The organism is Nonomuraea sp. 10N515B (genome assembly GCF_052245915.1).
In the GTDB taxonomy this organism is placed as follows: Bacteria; Actinomycetota; Actinomycetes; order Streptosporangiales; family Streptosporangiaceae; genus Nonomuraea.
This window is the reverse complement of the sequence record NZ_JBQQBQ010000096.1, coordinates 13,569-27,550: the sequence shown is the minus strand read 5'-3', so window position 1 is coordinate 27,550 and position 13,982 is coordinate 13,569. Positions and strand designations below refer to the sequence as shown.

Here is a 13,982-nt window from a genome sequence, read left to right as displayed (position 1 = left end):
GTTCTCGATATCGACGATATCGAGAACCGCCCGCCCTGATCGTGATCTTATGGATAGATAGCCGCCCATGGAGTGCAGTTGGTCAGAGGGCCGGCCGTCGGGAACAGCACCGGCACCTCAGGAGCGGTTGGGGCAGTTCCCTTGGCCTGGACACCGCAACGCGTCTCCCAGATACCGGAAGCGGTCCGCGCCCTGATCAGCAGTTGGACGTCGCCGTTACCGTCGAGGCTCTTTTGGTCACCCGCGACGGAGACGGTGAACACGTAGCTGCCCTTGCTTCCCGGCACTCTCCTGAGGCTTTGCCACCGCTGCCCAGCAGGCAGGCGCGAGTCGTAGACCCACGGGACACCGCGCTCGGCCGCGACGGCGAAGAGCTGGCGCTGATACGTGTCCGTGGTGCCCCGGAGTTCCACGAACGTGGAGTCGAGCCATGGCGTGCTCTCCCGGGTTACCTGCTCGTGGGCAGCGCCCTCCGTCGATCCCGTGGATGCGTGGGCGGATGTCGTCGCACTTGAGAGTCCCACAGCTCCGCAGGCCATCGTTATGCCGACGGCCCACGTCAGCAGGCGGCCGGTGGCGCTCGCGCGTGAGGCGGTGCTGCTCATACGAGAAACCAATTGATTTCCCTCCATTGCGAGAATTTACTTTTCCGGGACACCGCGTGCCCATGCGATGCACTGCGAAGATACCTGGCCACATAAACCCGAACGCATGGACATACATGCAATTAAGGCAAAAGAATCGGAATGACGATACAAAAAATGTCCGCAGCATACACCTTTCCTGATGTGGCCACCGAACTTGCCCCATATATCGACACACGGGCTAATACCCGACTATTAGTACGGCAACAGCCATTCAGCGAGCGTCGCTCCATGGCCGCCTGCGTCACTGAGCAGAGCCCTCGATGCTCAGCCGATGCTAGGTTCGTGGCGGACCGTCAACACAAGAAGAACTATCAGTGATTATTCGGTAAGGAAGAACGGGAGAAACGCATATCTACCGGCTGGCCACATACAACGGATTCGTAGTGAACATGCCGCCGACATTCTGGGCGAAATGTTCGAACAGTCGACGAAAGGTTATGGTGGGCCGAAATGGCACGGGAGATCACGAGATCTGTTTTGCTCGCGGCAGTGCTCGGGGGTGGAGTCGCATTGGGAACCATCGGATCTGCTCCGGCCGCGGACGCCAAGCCGTACCCGCCCTACCCGCCGCGAGAGCAGGCGACCCCGTTCCAGGACGCGAAGCAGACGGCGACGCGGCACCAGAAGCGGCACCAGAAAGGCAACTCAACGGTGGACCTCCACGTCGACGAACGCCCCTACAGTCACGCCCCGGCTGTGACAGGTGCGGGCGTTCTGCTCGCCGGAACCGCGGGAACCATCGGATCTGCTACGGCCGCGGACGCCAAGCCCTACCCGCCCTACCCGCCGTACCCACCGCGAGAGCAGGCGACCCCGTTCCAGGACGCGAAGCAGACGGCGACGCGGCACCAGAAAGGCAGCTGAACGGTGGACCTCCACGTCGACGATCGCCACTACGGTCACGCCCCGGCTGTGACAGGTGCGGGCGTTCTGCTCGCCGGAACCGCCAGCACGGCGATCGCCGTGGTGCGTCGCGAAACCGCCGATGAGGAGTAGGAGCCGATCCTCCAGTGAGAAACACGAAGCGTCGGCTCATCGGCATATGCCTGCTATGCCCTGCGGCAGGCCTCGCGCTGGCCGTGGGTTGGACGGCGTACCTTGGTTTGAGCGTGAAGAGTCATCTCGAGGCGGCCGAGGACGCACTCGAGCGGCTGCGCGCGAGCGACCGGTCGGGGGCATCCGGCGCTATCGCCGACGCGCAGCGCCATGCCGAAGCAGCACGCCGGATCACCAGCGGTCAGGACTGGTCGTTGATAGGTCGCATCCCACCGCTGGAGGACGGCGCGACAACCGTCCGCGGGCTCACCGTCGCCGCCGCCGATCTGACCGGCGTGCTGACGGACGTTCACCGCGTGGTGACGAAGCTGATCTCGGTGAAGGGACTTTCCCTCGACAACGTGGAAACGCTGCCGGCCAGCCTGGAAACAGCCACCCCGGTGCTGCGCGACGCCGCCGGCCGCATCGACCAGATCCGATCCGGCCTCGCCGCCACCCCGGCCGACACCGGCCTGGACGCCCTTAACCAGGCCCGTGCCACAGCGCTGAGCGAACTGGACAGGCTACGGGACTGGCTGGATCTGGCCAACGACCCCACGGTGCACGATACCGCCGCCTTGCTGCCAGAGATGCTGGGCTACAACGGGCCGCGGCGCTACTTCCTGGCGTTCCAGACCAACGCCGAGGCACGGGGAACCGGAGGGCTGGTCGGTGCGTTCGGCATCCTGAAAGCCGACCGTGGCCATCTCAACATCGAGCGGCTCTCTTCCAACGCCAGCCTGATAGGGGGAAAGGTCGTGGTGGCCGATCATGGCCGTGCCTTCCTTGAGCGTTATGGTCCCAGCGCGGTCTCCCTGATGGCCAATTCCAATCTCTCCCCCCATTTCCCGTACGCCGCGAAGACTTGGATGGGGCTGTGGGAACATGAGACCGGCGAGCAGTTGGACGGCGCGATCGCGACCGATCCGGTCGCCCTCTCCTACCTGCTAAAGGTGATCGGACCCGTCACCCTGCCCAGCGGCGAGAAGGTGACCGCGGACAATGTGGTCGACCTTACCGAACGGGAAGCATATGTCCGGTACCCGGATCCGCTGAAGCGCAAGGAATTTCTTATCGCGATCGCCAGTACCGTCAGCAAAGCCATAACCCAATCCCACCCAGATCCCCTCGCCCTGGTATCCGCCATGTCACAAATGGTGGACGAGCGGAGGATCCAGATCTGGAGTCGTAGGAAGTCCGAACAGCAACGCTTGACGGCGACCCCGCTCAGCGGCGTACTCCCCAAAAAGCCGGGGCCGTTCGCCGGGCTCATGATCATCAATTCCGCCGGCACCAAGCTCGACTACTATCTGGATCGCTCGGTCAGCTACGAGTTGGGCCCGTGCCGAAGCGACGGCATGCGTCCCTCCAAGGTGCGGATCCACCTCACCAACAACGTGCCACCGGGGAATCTGCCCAAATACGTCCGCGAGCGGCTCGATTATCCCAAGGGCTACCGTGCTCCCGGCTCCAACCTGCTGTGGGTGTCCTTTTACGCCGGAGTCGGCGCAAGGGCGGAAACCCTGCGGATCGACGGCAAGTCGGCTGGTCTTACCAGGCAGACGGAACGATCCCACCCTGTCTACAACTCCCTGCTGGAGTTCGCCCCCAGGCAATCAAGGACGCTGGAGTTCGACCTTCTTGAGCCTTACTCGGCCGCGCCACCGGTGGTTCCCGTGCAACCGCTGGTCCGTCCCCAGCAAACCCGGATCACTCAGGACAACCGGGGCTGCCCGACGGGTTAGAGCGGAGTGAGCCCGGCGACGCCGGGCTCTTCGGTTAGTCGACACTCAGTTCAGGCGCCGGGGCATGCGGCCCAGACTACTGCTCCGGCCCATCTTCCACCGGCTCGAACACCGGAATCCGCGGACCCAGGCCGAGTTGCTGCCGGCCCGGGTCGCCGGACGCGGATACGGGCAAGGACGGCCCCCGATCAACGGCGAACCGTCCTGTCTGCCCGCAGTCACGCTCATCCGAGTGGGAGGCGTGCGTCCTCTGGACCAGCTCTCCACATGCTGAGCAGGGCACTGCCACCACTCGGGCCCGGTCCGCACACTTTGTCACCCACCGGATGCCTGCCAGAGCCGAAGCCCGTACGGTCGCTCACCCGGCTCGAACAAGATCTGCGTCATCGAGGTGGACGTCGGACTCCGCCTCATGACCGTGACCGTAGCCAGCGGTCTTCATCGGCACGGCGTTGAGTACGGTCCCCACTACGCGGGCGGTCACTGATGAAAGCAGGTCCTGGGCACGAACGATGTGCTCATGCCGAGTCTTGCCGTACCTCGCGACCAGCAGCACGCCGTCGCAGGCCGCCGCGAGGGTCGCGTCACTGGTGACAGAAAGGAGCGGCGGCGCATCAATGATCACCATGTCGTAGCTTCGCGTAAGTCCCTCGATCAGCTGCCCCATACCACGCGAGCCGAGCAGTTCGCTCGGGTTGGGCGGCGTCTGGCCACTCAGCAGCACGTAAAGATCGAGTTCCCCCCAGCGCTGTACAACATCATCCAACTGCGCCTTGCCGATGAGCACATCCGTCAGACCCACCGCGCCCTCGACACCGAAGTAGTCAGGAAGGCGTGGACGGCGGAGGTCACCATCGATCAGAAGCACCCGCCATCCCTCCTGCGCGAGGGCGATGGCGAGATTGGATGAGGTCAATGACTTCCCCTCATTCGGAAGGCAACTCGTGACCATGAGTGACTTGGGTTGCCGATCGATACCGATGAACTGCAGATTCGCGTGCAACGCGCGATATGCCGCAGATCTCATCGAACTGCTTCTGTCCCCCGCGATCAGGGGGCGACGCCGAGCATCCTTCTCGTACCCGATGATCCCGAGTGTGGGGCTCTGCGACGACCGCTGAAGCGCCTGGGAGCTCTTGACAGCGTTGCCCAAGCGATCACGGAGGAAAATCGATCCGACGCCGATGAGCAGCGCGATCAACACTCCGGACGCGACGTTCTGCAGCGGCTGGGGACTGATCGGTTCGTGGGATACCCTCGGCGGATCAACCACCATGATGCTGACGCCGGTCGGCCGTTCAATGTCTTCCACCATCTCGGCGAACCGGGCACCAAGAGTCTCGGCGAGGCGCGTGGCGCGAACGGAGTCGCCGTCGGTGATCGTCGCCCGCAGGAGCGAAGTTTCCGGGATGGCTTGCGCTGTGACGTTCCCCTGAAGGACCCCGGCCTCTGCCTCGTTGTCTACGACCTGGCTGATCAGACGTCGGCTGGACAGCAGGCTGGCATAGGACTTCACCTGCTGAGGCAAGAGCGGCTGGGAGCGACCGTACCTGTCGACCTTTGTGTTGTTGGCCATCATGGTGATGGTCGCGGCGTATTTCGATGGTGTGTTCGCCGTGATCACGGCCGCTGAGACCGCTCCGATGATCAGTGAGAGAAGGATGAGCAGCCAGTTGCGACGCAGGAGTCGCACGTAAGAATGCAGATCCACTGGATTAATGCCGCCTTTCACGGATACCTCGAGTCTTGGGTGCTCGATCGGCGTGCTGACGCCCACACCCCTGGAGCAAGCTGATGAAGAGGACGGCGGCTCCAAATGCGACCACCGCTGTGGCCAGCGGTGATATCCACTGCAGAGCCATCGCCAGGCAGCAGCCGCCGGCCACGGCCGCCGCCAGGCCGAGCACCACTGCGACCGCCCGCGTCCGCAGGCCCATCCGGCGGAGCCGATGTGACACGTGGTCGGTGCCGCCCACCAGTGGCGAACGACCCGCCCGCACCCGCGAGAGGAACACGACGCCCGTGTCGACGGTCGCCACGAACGTCGGCAGGAGCAGGCCCGCGATCGTCGCATCCGGGCCCCGCCCCGACACCAGGAGAACGGCGGAGCAGGCGAGTGCGAATCCGATGAACAAGGATCCGGAGTCGCCCATGAATATCTTCGCGGGCGCCCAGTTGTGCGGCAGGAAGCCCAGGCTGGTGCAGGCGAGCGCGATCAGAAGGAGCCCCAGCGACGGTTCGCCTGATACGAAGGCCGTACCGGCGAGGAATGCCGCAGTGACCATCGTGACGGTTCCCAGAGCGCCATCCATGTTGTCCAGCAGGTTGAAGGAGTTGACCATCACGACCATCCACAGCATCGTGAGAGCACCGTCCAGCCATCCGCCGGTCAGGGTGACATGGACGCCAGAGGAGACGACTCCGATCGCCGCCACGGCCTCCACGGCCAGCTTGGTGAACGGCTGCAGCGGCCTGACGTCGTCGATCAGGCCGACCATGCCTATGGCCATGGCGGCCAGGAGTATGGCAGTGATCCGCTGATCGGCGAAGCCGAGCGCCGCAGCCGCAGGGACGAGCGTGCCAAGCTTGATCGCGATGCCGCCAAGGTAAGGAGTCGGACTAGCGTGCGCTTTCCTCCTGCTGGGGCGGTCGGTCAGGTCCCAGCGCAGCGCCCAGCGCCTCAGCGGCACGAGGAGCGTATAGCTGATCACAAACGCGCCCACGCCCGCGGCGAAGGTGATCGTGCCGTTCACGGGACGGACGCCAGGAGATCTTTTCGGGCTTCTCCGACCACCTCGGTGAGGATCTCTTCCAGGGTGTGTCGTGGAGCCCAACCGGTGAGCTCGCGCAGCTTGGCGGTGTCGGGCACCCTGCGCGTCATGTCCTCGAAGCCCTTTACGTAGGCCTCGTGGTACGGAATGAGTCGGATCCCGGATGTGGATTCGGTCCGCTGGATGATCAGCTTTGCCAGCTCGAGGATGCTCACCTCCTCCGCAGAGCCGATGTTGAAGGTCTGGCCGACCGCCGCGTCGAGGTCCAGGAGCCTGAGCAACGCGTCGACGACGTCCGCCACATGCGCGAAACACCGGGTCTGGCTTCCGTCACCGAAAACGGTGAGGGGAACGCCGCTGATCGCCTGCCGCACAAGGCGGGGCAGGACCATGCCGTAGGCCGGACTCTGCCGTGGCCCCACGGTGTTGAACAGCCTCACTACGATCGTCGGAAGGCCGCGCTCCCGGTGATACGCATTGGCCAGGATCTCGTCGACGGCCTTCGCCGTGCTGTAGGCCCACCGCACGACAGACGGGCTGCCGAGAATGCGGTCCGCATCCTCACGCAGCGGTCCTGAGGAGTTCTTGCCGTAAATCTCGCTGGTGCTGGTGATCAGGACTTTCTTGCGATACCGATGCGATGCCTCGATAACGATCTCCGACCCCCGGATGTTGGTCGTCAGGCACCGCAGCGGCTGCTCGACGATCAGTTTGACGCCGACCGCCGCCGCGAGATGGACAACGACATCGCACTGGCGGACCAGTTCGTCAACCATGAGCTCGTCCAGGACCGACCCGTGCACGAACCGGAGCCGAGCATGCGGCCTGAGATTGTCCCGCCGCCCCGTCGATAGATTGTCCAGGACCACGACTGAATCACCGCGGGCGAGTAGCGCATCGGCAAGATGCGACCCGACGAATCCGCTGCCACCCGTGATCAGGTACGTGCTCGTTGCTGCATTTTTCACAGGCTTCCCCTAGTCACAGAAGTTGAGACGTTCATCGCGGGAGGAAGCGCCAAGTCAGGCGGGCTCGTTCGAGCCCGCGACTGTTGTCTTTTCGAACCAGGCCGCAGTCATGCGAAGCCCTTCCTCAAGCGATACCGGGCGTACGTCAGGAAACAGCTTTCGCAAGAGGTGAGGAGATGCCTGCGACTCATAGATGTCGCCGATCCGGGGAGGCATGTAGCTGGGCTCGATCGGCTGGCCGAGGACCTGTCCCAGAACGCCCATCAGATGGTTCAACGTCACGCGCGTCCCGAAAGCCAGGTTCACCGCTTTCGAGGAGGTGACTTTCCGAATCATCGCCTCGACCAGGACGTTCACCACGGACCCCACATACGTGAAGTCCCGCGCCTGGTTGCCATCGCCGTATACGGGCAGGGCGCGGCCTTGCAAAGCCGCTGACACGAACACCGGTATGACGGCGGCGTAGGCGTGATCAGCAGCCTGCATGGGGCCGTATACATTGAAAAAGCGGAAGGGTAGGACGGGTAGGCCGAAGCTCTCCGCATATGCGACCGCGTAGGCTTCTGTCGCAAGCTTGCTCGCGCCGTACGGACTCAGCGGCCGGGCAGGAAGATCCTCGTGCTTGTATCGTTCCGGCGCGTTGCCGTACACCGATGACGAGGACGCGAGGATCACATGCGGCTTTCCGATGCGACACGCGTCCAGGACGTGAACCGTGCCCGTGGCATTAACGGTGTGCGAGGCCACAGGGTCTGCCAGGGATCGCGGCACAGAAGGCCGCGCGGCCAGATGGACGACGGTGGTGGCGTCGGCGACCAGACTCGTCACCAGGTCTCGATCCAGGATGCTGCCCAGCACCACATTCACGCCGACACCGTCGAGGTTGTCCAGATTCCCGCTGCTCAGATCGTCCAGCACCGTGATCTTCTCGACCTCGGGCCGCGTCGCGAGCGACGCGCAGAGATGCGCGCCGATGAATCCCGCGCCGCCTGTCACAAGGACCTTCATCTCTTGCCTCCTTCAGCGATGAAGCGATGTCCTGTCGATGTGCAGAGCGACCGATAAAGGTCCTCGGTATCCGCGACGAGCCGTTCCAAGCCGAACGCGCCTGTCGTCCAATCCCGTGCCGCCTGCCCCATCTGGATGGCCAGAGCCTGATCTGAAAGCAGCCGGACCGTATGCGCGGCGAGTTCGCCGACGTCCGTACTTGCCAGCAGTCCGGTCTTCCCGTCCTGCACGACCTCGGCGACACTTCCGACGCGAGTGGAGACGACCGGGACGCCGGCCATTCCAGCCTCGATGAGCGTCAGAGGGGTTCCCTCGTTGTCCGAGGTCAACAGGACCACGTCAGCGGCGGCGTAGACGTACTCCACGTCCTTCCTCCAGCCGAGCAGATGGAAGGAGCGGCGAAGAGGCTCGGAACTCCTTTCCACAACAGAGGCGAGATCGCCGCCGCCACACACCACGAATTGGCATTCAGGCAGCCGACGGAGCACGGACTCGGCCACGGACAGAAAACGATCCGGTCGTTTGATGGTGGTGAGCCGGCCCACGTATGCGACGACCGGCACGTCCGGTGGGATGCCCAAACGGGCTCGCGCTGCCTCACGGTCGGGCGCCTTTGCCGGGTGAACACCGGGGGGAATCACAACGTACTGCTCCGGCCGCCCGATCTTCGCGTCCAGCAGATCATCACGGACTTTGGAGCCGACAGTGACCAGCCGGTCCGACATGGAAGCGAGCAGTCGTTCCGAAAGTACGTAGAGGCGGCGCTTGGCCGGCGAAAAGTAGCCATGCAAGAGGTGACCGTGAAAGACGTGAACGCGTGCCGAGCCGACACCCGCGAAGCGAACGGCCATCCGGCCAAGGGCGCCGGCCTTGGCCGTACGGGTGTGCACGATGTGCGGACGGAACTCGCGCATGGCGCGGATCAGCCAGATGAGAGCCCGGAGGTCGTCGCCGGCCTTGACCGCGCGGCCTAGGCCGGGAACCCGGTGGAGTCGGGTCGCCGCCTGCCCTAGCTCAAAGTGGTCGGCCTCATCTTCATCGACCTGGCCGGCATAGAGGCGATGCTCGAACTCCTCAGGGTTCAGCCGCGCACACAGCCCCATGACCTGTGTGGCAGGGCCGCCGACATTCAGGCGAGCGATGATCTCCATGACCCTTATCCGGCCGTTGGTTCGCATCGCGAGGGCCCTTGCTGTTCGCCTCATCATGTCCGAGAAGCTAACCTGCCACCCGATCTGTACGCCGACACCGCCCCAGTAGCGGTGGAATTCTTTCCCTATTCCCTACCATCGCCTGAAAGACGGATCCATGCCACAACCGCACCGGAACAGTTTGCCCGAAAAGCATCACTCTGCCACCAAAAGTGGTGTTGACAAAAATCCGGATCTATACATCTTCATCACAGCTACTTCGTAAAATTCATCAGATGAGCATCGTGTCGGCACACCGGGGGTGATCAGGTTCATGGGAAGTGCGCGTCTTGCCCGTAAAGTCCCCAGCGCGCTTGGGACGGGCCGTCGCATGTCGCTGCGGGGCGCCGGGTTCAACGAGTCCGGGGGTGGGCTCCTTCCTGGCCGTTCTCACCAGGGCCCGCTCTTCAGGGAGGACCGCATAGCTGGACGAGGGGCTGCCAGAGCGGGACGAAGGCTTATGTCCAGGGCCACGTGCGCCCGATCCGCGGGTGTCGACGCCAGGCCTGCATGCTCGCGAACCCAGAGCGTCCAGCCACTACAGATATGGGAGCCGACGATTCCCCACATCGGGTCGATGTTGGTCAGCCTCCGACGAATCGAGGTTAATCAGCAACCTCCGCCCCCAAAGACGCAGTAATTAAGAAGTCATCACTTTCTCAGATAATCGAGTCACACACCTTTCCGACCGCTGTTGGCGCTCTGATCACTTAGAGTGATCGCATGGAGTACCTTATCGTCGCCACTCTCGTAATGACGCTTGTTTTTCTTGTAAGGCGTAGCTTCCCGAGAGAGACAGCGCGGCCAGTTCTCATAGTGCTGCTCGCCGCGTTCACCACTCGCCTGCTCATTCATTTCTTTATTGTGCGAAGCCGCTCTCTCGACTACGGCGGCGATAATTTCGACTATGAGTTCATCGCCATGGAGGTCGTAACGTATTGGCGGAACGCCGGCATTCAGTTCGTCACGAGCGAAGTGATCCCCTCCATCAATACGGTGGCCACACCGTGCCATATTTTCGCGTTCGTGATGTATCTGTGCGGCGGATTCGCACCCATGGCTTGCACCGCAGTCGTGGCGTTCATCGCCTGCGCCCTATGCATTGTCATGTACAAGTTCGCCCGGCTCGTCGGCGCCGACGACCGGTCGAGTTTTCGGCTACTGATCCTTATCGCGTTCATACCAGGTCTCCTCGTGCACACGTCTGACATGTACAAGGATGGCTTCAACGCGTTTCTCGTGATGACGTGTCTCTGGCTCGCCGCGTCAAACATGCAACGCTTCGATATTCGCAAGCTTCTCGCAATGGCCCCTCTAATATGGGCGCTATGGAATGTCCGACCCTACATGGTGTTCATGTGCGGCCTGCCCTTGCTCTTCAGCATTACCAGCCGGAAACGAATGGTTTCCATGCGCGTGATGGCGCTCTCTGTCGCGGCCCTGATGTCCTTCATGCTCCTGTACGAACAGATTTTGGCCACGGGGCCCGCCGCGACCATGCAGCGCCAATTGGAAAAGAGTCAATCCACCAATGTCCGAAGCGCGCTCGAGCAAGGCGGCTCAGGTGTGGTCTTCTCCCACGATGGCGCCCTGTGGGACGAACTCCCAACGAAACTTCTCTACACGCTGCTGGCTCCGTTCCCGTGGATGGACGGCAGCGCAGCACTGCAGCTGGGCAAGATCGAGGCGCTACTGGTGTGGTATCTGCTCTACTGCGCGATAAAGGGTGGCCGTCGCCTCTGGCAATATGACCGCAAGATGCTGTTCTTTATCCTCTCGTTCGTCATGCCCGTCACGATCGCTTATGCGACAACCATTGCCAACATCGGCCTGATATTCCGCCAACGTATTCCCATCGTACTGATACTAGGTCTCCTTGCCGCGATCGCCTGGGCCAGGGAACCTGGGAAGGGAAAACGCGCGCAGCCCCCTGACGAAAGCCCGCACCACGAGCAGTCACCCGCTAACCGGGCAGCCAGCTCCGGATGACATTTGCTTCGCATTCGACACGGCAGGAGGGCGACGTGCTGGGTCCGGCCGTGCACCTGCAGGTCCTCGGCTATTGAGAGTCGTGCATTCGGACCGCAGGGCAGCCCCCGAAACCGGTATGCCAGCGATCCACGGCCGTCTCCCACGCGAGCGACCCTCCTGCAGCACCCAGCGTGGAGCGCCGCAGGCGGGACTGGTCGTCTCGCGTAGTCGCCCGGCCAGCCGGGACCGTGGTGCCGTTGGAACTGTCCGAGACACACCGCTTACGTGTTCGTGTCCGATCAGTCACTCGTCGTAGTATGACTCATAGCCCGAGAGCCAGCCATACCGTAGCCATCGTTCCAGTCTCGTAAGATGGGCCATCAACATGCCCCTTTCAAAACGTTCGCGTTGCGATAGAAGAGTGGGCATTTTGTGACGCGTTGTCCAATGCACTGTTGAGGCTAGCGGGCGTCTCGGAAGGACTGTATGCCTTCTAACGCTCGCCCTCGACCCGCCTTTCTCGAGACGATCATATTCGGAGGCCCACCTTTGGCTAGCCGCGCTGCCCGTTTGGAGACCACCGGAAAGAGCATGTGACCATCAATCCTGCGCTTCGGCAGGACTTTTTGCCGGAAGGCCGGGCCTCCGCCCTGGTCGCTTTCCATTACTCCCGGCACGATCCCTTTCGATGAACCATTGGCCGACCATTCGGTCTGAGTGTCGATAATTCGGAGACGATGAGATCATGGGTTGATTCGCTCTAACCCGATGCGCGCCAGCAGCTTCTTTGACGCGCGCGGAGCCCTGGTTGCCAGCGGCGAAATCTGCGTATACGTCACGGTAGGGAAGGACCTCAAGCGGCAGGGACATTGGCCAGGCAAGACGGCAGACATCCAAGTGTCTCCGCTACATTCGCAAGAAGCAGCTCCGATCACACGCCCATCCAGTTCGGATTCAAGCTGAGGTCGTTGTCTCGGTCCTCAAGCCAAGCGATCAAACCGGCCGCCGACCACTACTACTTGACATGTAGACGCGGGTGTTGCGTCGTCCTCCTTATACGGAGCGCGCACGACGTCCCTTGTTATTAAGTGCTCACGCCCCCGCGAAGTGGAAGCCATCCTGAACCGCTGCCGGCAGATACTTCTCACGCTGCGGATAGTGGCCGCGCTCAGCCAAATATGAAACGAAAGGCTGCACAAGTTGATCCTTGAGGATACATGTCTGCTCGCGACGGCTTTCTCCATACCCCGCGCTTTCGTGAGGCGGTCCGGCCGCGCCGACACCACCATGCCCTGGCACAGGGCGCACGACAATTACATCCTGGCGGACGTGCGATGTCACGAGCACTAGTCAAGAGCCTGACCGCGACCAGGGTAGTCCAGACGACGGCTACCGACGGGCTGCGGCTTGCGATGACGGCAATGACGTCCATCCTCATAGCCCGAACCCTGGCGCCCGAGGGCAGGGGCATTTACGCGCTAGTCATAACTACGGCGACGATTGCCATCGTCGCCGGCCATCTGTCCGTGAACAAGTCGCAGATCGCCATGTGGCTGGATCCTGCACGGCACCCATTCCTGGCGGCAAACAGTCTCATCCTGGGACTGATCTCGGGGGTGCTGTCGGGGCTGTGCACTTTCGGCATCTTGATCGTTTTCGCCTCGGTTACGGTTCCCGACCTGCTGGCCATTGCGTTGCTCGCCGTGCCGTTCAGTGTCGCGTCGATCAACCTCAGCGGGATCGCCCTTCTTCAATCCCGGATCAGCCTGGTCAACCGAGCCGTTGTGACATGGGCACTCGCGCTATCACTGCCGGTGCTGGCGCTCAAGGCCATGGGATGTCTTACGATCACCAATGCGGTGATCTGCTGGACGATGTCCGCGGCAGCGCGCTTCATCATTGTCGTCGGGCCGCTCGGTTGCTTCGGCCTTCGCGGGAAAGCATCGCTGGCTCGACAGCAGCTCGCCCTGTCGAGCCGCTACCACATCGGGGTCTTGGCCCAGCATCTCCTCCTGACCCTTGACATCTTCCTGCTGAACACTCTTGTCTCTCCCACAGAGGTGGGCCTGTACGCCGTCGCAGGCGGGTTCTTGGCTCTCGCATGGGTGCCGACCGACGCGATATCCCAGGTGGCGCTCCATCGGCAGGCAACCGAAGACGAGCCTGACGCGTGCCAGGTAACCGCTCGCGCGCTGCGGTACAACATCCTTTTCTCCAGCCTCGTCGTCGCCGCGATGGCCGTCATGTCGCCCGTTCTCATCCCGCTCCTGTACGGCAACGCGTATGCCGCGAGCGTGAAACCCTTGCTTCTCCTTGCCCCGGGTGTGATCGCGCTGTCCGTCGTGAGACTGGCTGACCAGTTCCTGATACGGCTCGACCGCCCCCTGACCCTAGCCGTGATTCCCGTCGGCGCCCTCGCGCTGAACATCGCTCTGAACGCTGTGCTGATTCCGCGCTGGGGTGCATCAGGGGCCGCCATTTCGGCCTCCTGCAGCTACATCGCACTGGCGTTTATAGAGGTGCTGTGGTTTGCCAGGACGGCCGGGATCGACCGGCGCGACCTGATCCCCCGGGTATCGGACTTGCGATCGGCGGCCGCGTTCCTTCTCCTGGTCGTTCGGCGGACGCCGAGTTCCTGAACGATCGA

General features: G+C 62.8%; 10 protein-coding genes. 4 read left to right on the top strand and 6 right to left on the bottom strand.

From position 1 onward, the window contains the following. Window positions 1-47: 47 nt before the first annotated feature. Window positions 48-605: a hypothetical protein gene (locus ACTWQA_RS54845; RefSeq protein ID WP_443166755.1), complete on the bottom strand. Its 558-nt coding sequence runs from the start codon at window positions 603-605 to the stop codon at window positions 48-50. A 552-nt stretch (window positions 606-1,157) separates the two neighbouring features. Here ACTWQA_RS54845 and ACTWQA_RS54840 point away from each other — a divergent pair. Next, window positions 1,158-1,511, top strand: a complete 354-nt coding sequence (locus ACTWQA_RS54840; RefSeq protein WP_443166754.1) for a hypothetical protein — start codon at window positions 1,158-1,160, stop codon at window positions 1,509-1,511. A gap of 245 nt (window positions 1,512-1,756) precedes the next feature. Further along, window positions 1,757-3,427, top strand: coding sequence for a DUF4012 domain-containing protein (locus ACTWQA_RS54835; protein ID WP_443166753.1), 1,671 nt, complete (start codon window positions 1,757-1,759; stop codon window positions 3,425-3,427). Between the two features lie 358 nt (window positions 3,428-3,785). Here the strand turns inward: ACTWQA_RS54835 and ACTWQA_RS54830 are convergent, their stop codons facing one another. The 5 genes from ACTWQA_RS54830 to ACTWQA_RS54810 are packed head-to-tail and all read right to left on the bottom strand — an operon-like array spanning window position 3,786 to window position 9,325. Further along, window positions 3,786-5,159, bottom strand: a complete 1,374-nt coding sequence (locus ACTWQA_RS54830) for a polysaccharide biosynthesis tyrosine autokinase (protein ID WP_443166752.1) — start codon at window positions 5,157-5,159, stop codon at window positions 3,786-3,788. Further along, window positions 5,143-6,180: a glycosyltransferase family 4 protein gene (locus ACTWQA_RS54825; protein WP_443166751.1), complete on the bottom strand. Its 1,038-nt coding sequence runs from the start codon at window positions 6,178-6,180 to the stop codon at window positions 5,143-5,145. The genes ACTWQA_RS54830 and ACTWQA_RS54825 overlap by 17 nt, the downstream gene beginning before the upstream one ends. Further along, on the bottom strand, window positions 6,177-7,166 hold the full coding sequence (locus ACTWQA_RS54820) for an NAD-dependent epimerase/dehydratase family protein (protein ID WP_443166750.1): 990 nt from the start codon (window positions 7,164-7,166) through the stop codon (window positions 6,177-6,179). The genes ACTWQA_RS54825 and ACTWQA_RS54820 overlap by 4 nt, the downstream gene beginning before the upstream one ends. A 54-nt stretch (window positions 7,167-7,220) precedes the next feature. Further along, window positions 7,221-8,174 carry an NAD-dependent epimerase/dehydratase family protein gene (locus tag ACTWQA_RS54815; protein WP_443166749.1) on the bottom strand — a complete coding sequence of 318 codons (954 nt, stop codon included), beginning with the start codon at window positions 8,172-8,174 and terminating at the stop codon, window positions 7,221-7,223. Next, window positions 8,171-9,325, bottom strand: a complete 1,155-nt coding sequence (locus ACTWQA_RS54810) for a glycosyltransferase (protein WP_443166748.1) — start codon at window positions 9,323-9,325, stop codon at window positions 8,171-8,173. The genes ACTWQA_RS54815 and ACTWQA_RS54810 overlap by 4 nt, the downstream gene beginning before the upstream one ends. A gap of 762 nt (window positions 9,326-10,087) precedes the next feature. Here ACTWQA_RS54810 and ACTWQA_RS54805 point away from each other — a divergent pair. Both ACTWQA_RS54805 and ACTWQA_RS54800 read left to right on the top strand, forming a co-directional pair. Beyond that, complete coding sequence (locus ACTWQA_RS54805; protein ID WP_443166747.1) at window positions 10,088-11,353, top strand: hypothetical protein; 1,266 nt, start codon at window positions 10,088-10,090, stop codon at window positions 11,351-11,353. 1,403 nt (window positions 11,354-12,756) lie between these two features. Beyond that, on the top strand, window positions 12,757-13,974 hold the full coding sequence (locus ACTWQA_RS54800; protein WP_443166746.1) for a lipopolysaccharide biosynthesis protein: 1,218 nt from the start codon (window positions 12,757-12,759) through the stop codon (window positions 13,972-13,974). Window positions 13,975-13,982 lie beyond the last annotated feature (8 nt).

Excerpts from the sequence above, each read along its gene's own strand:
- ACTWQA_RS54845 (WP_443166755.1), bottom strand. The coding sequence starts at position 605 with ATGAGCAGCACCGCCTCACGCGCGAGCGCCACCGGCCGCCTGCTGACG.
- ACTWQA_RS54815 (WP_443166749.1), bottom strand. The coding sequence starts at position 8,174 with ATGAAGGTCCTTGTGACAGGCGGCGCGGGATTCATCGGCGCGCATCTC.
- ACTWQA_RS54810 (WP_443166748.1), bottom strand. The coding sequence starts at position 9,325 with ATGGAGATCATCGCTCGCCTGAATGTCGGCGGCCCTGCCACACAGGTC.
- ACTWQA_RS54805 (WP_443166747.1), top strand. The coding sequence starts at position 10,088 with ATGGAGTACCTTATCGTCGCCACTCTCGTAATGACGCTTGTTTTTCTT.
- ACTWQA_RS54800 (WP_443166746.1), top strand. The coding sequence starts at position 12,757 with ATGACGTCCATCCTCATAGCCCGAACCCTGGCGCCCGAGGGCAGGGGC.